Source organism: Neobacillus niacini (assembly GCF_000759675.1).
In the GTDB taxonomy this organism is placed as follows: Bacteria; Bacillota; Bacilli; order Bacillales; family Cytobacillaceae; genus Neobacillus; species Neobacillus niacini_A.
In genome coordinates, this window is sequence record NZ_BAWM01000067.1 from 1 (window position 1) to 238 (window position 238).

1 pseudogene is annotated in these 238 nt (G+C 30.3%); it reads right to left on the reverse strand.

What is annotated here, in order from left to right:
* Positions 1 to 234: pseudogene (locus TR08_RS19305) on the reverse strand (IS110 family transposase); the annotation flags it as partial.
* Positions 235 to 238: the final 4 nt, after the last annotated feature.

A 238-nucleotide genomic window follows, 5' to 3' on the forward strand; every position in this document is an offset into this window, starting at 1 on the left:
TACTATTGCTGCATCTAAGTTTTTTAATCTTTTTAAATCTTGAATCCAGTTTAATAGTTTAACGAATCCCTCTTCATTATTTTCAAATGTAAGAGGATCTCCAACTACAATTCCACGAAAGTTAACAGCTCTAGCAACGTGTAATTGTTGGGCTATATCTACACCTACAATTAGATGTGTATCGGAAATTCTTTCTATTAGTTGATTTTGTTTGTCTTGCATTTTAAAATTCATAGTA